The 386-nt window shown below is 56.0% G+C and carries 1 rRNA gene; it reads left to right on the top strand.

What is annotated here, in order from left to right:
• Positions 1–97 (top strand): 5S ribosomal RNA (gene rrf / locus ACQCVE_RS19590); the annotation flags it as partial.
• Positions 98–386: the final 289 nt, after the last annotated feature.

Below are 386 nucleotides of genomic sequence, written 5' to 3'. Positions count from 1 at the left end.
AGGTCACACCCGTTCCCATACCGAACACGGAAGTTAAGCTCTTCAGCGCCAATGGTAGTTGGGGGTTTCCCCCTGTGAGAGTAGGACGCCGCCAGGCGTATCTTTTTCTTTTAAGAGGTTTGTGAACAGCAGGCAATGCCAGCAGCCGAAGGAGTAAGCCCCGGATCGCACATCCGTGTGTGAGGATGCGAACGACTGAAAGCGACAACGCAATGCGCCGCTCATCACAAGCCGAAAGCATCACCCAACAAAGCGAACTTAAGAGGGTTGGGAGGAGCAAGCAGTGCTAGGAGCCGAAGGAGAGAGCCCCGGAGCGCACATGAGTGCGTGAGGATGCGAACGACTGAAAGCGACAACGCAATGCGCCGCTCATCACAAGCCGAAAC

This window comes from Metabacillus sp. 113a (assembly GCF_050107635.1).
GTDB lineage: Bacteria > Bacillota > Bacilli > Bacillales > Bacillaceae > Metabacillus_B.
The sequence above is the reverse complement of the archived record's forward strand: the minus strand, read 5'-3'. Positions and strand labels throughout refer to the sequence as shown.